Here is a 2,536-nt window from a genome sequence, read left to right as displayed (position 1 = left end):
GTACGCCTACGGTCTAAACCGCCTTTCGAACTGACCGGCGCGGTAAGAGACTGCGCGTATGGACGTCCATAAGCACAGTGCCTTCGAGCGTTTGGAGATCGTGGAGACGGGTCGTCGTCGCCGTTGGAGCGAAGACGAGAAGCTCCGGATCGTGATGGAGAGCCAGTCGGCACCGCGTCTGGTGTCGGCGACGGCGCGGCGTCACGGGATTTCGCGCTCCCAGTTGGGGACGTGGCTGCGCAGCTTTCGCACCGAGCAGCCTGCCACAAAGCCGGAGCCGGCCTTCGTTCCGGTTCTGATGGCCCCTGGGGCTATGTCCGACCCCTTTGCGGCCGCCGATGACACGGCGATCGTAGTGGACCTGCCGGGTGGCAGTCGGCTGCGGATTGCCGCCTCGACGCCGCCGGCGCTGGCGGCTGCGGTCCTGAGGGCTCTGCGATGATCCCGTCGCGGGCGCGGGTCTGGATCGCGATGGGTCACACCGACATGAGGCGGGGCATGCAGGGTCTGTCGCTCCTCGTCCAGGAGGGGTTGAAGCGCGATCCGAACGGTGGCGATCTCTTCGTCTTTCGGGGCCGCAGCGGATCGCTGGTGAAGATCCTCTGGCATGACGGGGTTGGGCTGTCGCTTTACGCCAAGAGGCTGGAGCGCGGACGCTTCGTCTGGCCCTCGGCCAAGGACGGCGTCGTGGCTCTGACCCACACGGATCTCGCCTGCCTGCTCGACGGGATCGACTGGAGGAACCCGCAGAGGACGTGGCGTCCGGAAGCGGTGGGATAGCGCACAAAAGTCTTTGCATTGCAGGGCTTGCGTGACAGAATCTGTCTGTCGCGAACGAAACTTTCGAGCGCTGTGCATGGCCGATCTGCCGGAAGACATCACCGCCCTGAAGGCCGCGCTGGCGGCATCGGAACGGCGTGCCGACTTGGCCGAGATCGAGCGGGACGAGGCTCTCGCGGATGCGGCCAATGCGAAGGCGAAGGCCTCCGGCATCGAAGCCCTCGTCGCCCATCTGACGCTGCGGATCGAGAAGCTGAAGCGCGAGCTCTACGGCACGCGCTCCGAGCGCACGGCCCGACTTCTCGATCAGTTGGAGATGCAGCTTGAGGACGCCGAGGCGGCTCTGAGCGAAGACGAACTCGCCGCAGAGCATGCCGCGGTGAAGACGACGACGGTGGCCTCCTTCGAGCGCCGTCGCCGCGGCGGCCGCAAGCCGTTCCCCGAGCATCTGCCGCGCGAGCGCGTCGTGGTACCCGGTCCCTCCGCATGCTCCTGCTGCGGCTCGGATCGCCTGCGCAAGCTTGGCGAGGACGTCACTGAGACGCTGGAGGTGATCCCCCGCCGGTGGAAGGTGATCCAGACGGTACGCGAGAAGTTCACCTGCCGGGACTGCGAACGGATCAGCCAGGCGCCGGCACCGTTCCACCCGACCCCGCGAGGGTTCCTCGGCCCCAACCTCCTGGCGATGATCCTGTTCGACAAGTTCGGACAACACCAGCCGCTGAACCGGCAGTCGGAGCGCTATGCCCGTGAGGGGATCGAGCTGTCGCTGTCGACGCTGGCCGACCAGGTAGGCGCCTGCGCTCATGTCCTTCAGCCGCTGCACGACCTCATTGCCGCCCACGTCCTCGCCGCCGAGCGCCTGCATGGCGACGATACGACGGTGCCGATCCTGGCCAAGGGGAAGACCGTGACGGGCCGGATCTGGACCTATGTGCGCGACGATCGTCCCTTCGACGGCCAGGGCCCGCCGGCGGCCCTATACTATGCCTCCCCGGACCGCACGGCCGAGCAACCCCAAGAGCATCTGGCGGGATGGACTGGCATTCTCCAGGCCGATGCCTACTCGGGCTATGGTCGCCTCTATGCTGAGGATCGAAGTCCCAGACCGCTCATCCAGGCGCTTTGCTGGAGCCATGCCAAACGGAAGTTCTTCGAGCTCGCCGACATCGCGAAGAATGCCCGGCGCGGAAAGAACGCGGCGTCGATCTCGCCGATGGCGCTGGAGGCGGTCAAGCGCATCGATGCACTGTTCGCAATCGAGCGCGAGGCGAACGGTCTGCATGCCGCCGAGCGTCTGGCGATCCGCCGCGAACGCTCCCTGCCGCTCCTCGCCGACTTCGAGAACTGGATGCGCACCGAACGGGCGCGCCTGTCGCGCCACGCCGACGTCGCCAAGGCGATGGACTACATGCTGACCAAGTGGGACGCCTTTGCCCGCTTCACGACCGACGGGCGCATCTGCCTGTCGAACAACGCTGCGGAGCGAGCCCTGCGCGGCATCGCCCTTGGCCGCCGCTCGTGGACCTTCGCCGGTTCGAAGCGCGGCGCCGATCGCTGTGCCTTCATGCTGACGATGATCGCCACCGCCAAGCTCAATGATGTCGATCCGCAGGCCTGGCTCGCCGACGTCCTCGCCCGCATTGCCGACATGCCCCAAAGCCGGCTGCCTGAACTCCTGCCATGGAATTGGGCCGCGGCACCCCATCAGGATCAAGCCGTAGCTGCCTGACTGCGGCCTACGCCGGATGCGTAC

3 protein-coding genes are annotated in these 2,536 nt (G+C 66.7%); all 3 read left to right on the top strand.

What is annotated here, in order from left to right; translation table 11 throughout:
* Window positions 1–58 precede the first annotated feature (58 nt).
* The 3 genes from tnpA to tnpC all read left to right on the top strand — a co-directional run bounded on the left by tnpA (window position 59) and on the right by tnpC (window position 2,512).
* On the top strand, window positions 59–442 hold the full coding sequence (gene tnpA / locus EDC64_RS23295) for an IS66-like element accessory protein TnpA (protein ID WP_132036247.1): 384 nt from the start codon (window positions 59–61) through the stop codon (window positions 440–442).
* The gene (gene tnpB, locus EDC64_RS23290) at window positions 439–780 is read left to right on the top strand and encodes an IS66 family insertion sequence element accessory protein TnpB (RefSeq protein WP_132036245.1); all 342 of its coding nucleotides are present in this window, start codon (window positions 439–441) and stop codon (window positions 778–780) included. Before tnpA ends, tnpB begins: the two co-directional genes overlap by 4 nt.
* Before the next feature lie 76 nt (window positions 781–856).
* Window positions 857–2,512, top strand: coding sequence for an IS66 family transposase (gene tnpC, locus EDC64_RS23285; protein ID WP_132036243.1), 1,656 nt, complete (start codon window positions 857–859; stop codon window positions 2,510–2,512).
* Window positions 2,513–2,536: the final 24 nt, after the last annotated feature.

Source organism: Aquabacter spiritensis, from assembly GCF_004346185.1.
GTDB classification, from domain to species: Bacteria; Pseudomonadota; Alphaproteobacteria; order Rhizobiales; family Xanthobacteraceae; genus Aquabacter; species Aquabacter spiritensis.
Note: the sequence above shows the minus strand (reverse complement) of the source record. Positions and strands in the feature narration are given on the sequence as shown.

Coding starts and splice junctions, on each gene's coding strand:
- tnpA (WP_132036247.1), top strand. CDS start 59: ATGGACGTCCATAAGCACAGTGCCTTCGAGCGTTTGGAGATCGTGGAG.
- tnpB (WP_132036245.1), top strand. CDS start 439: ATGATCCCGTCGCGGGCGCGGGTCTGGATCGCGATGGGTCACACCGAC.
- tnpC (WP_132036243.1), top strand. CDS start 857: ATGGCCGATCTGCCGGAAGACATCACCGCCCTGAAGGCCGCGCTGGCG.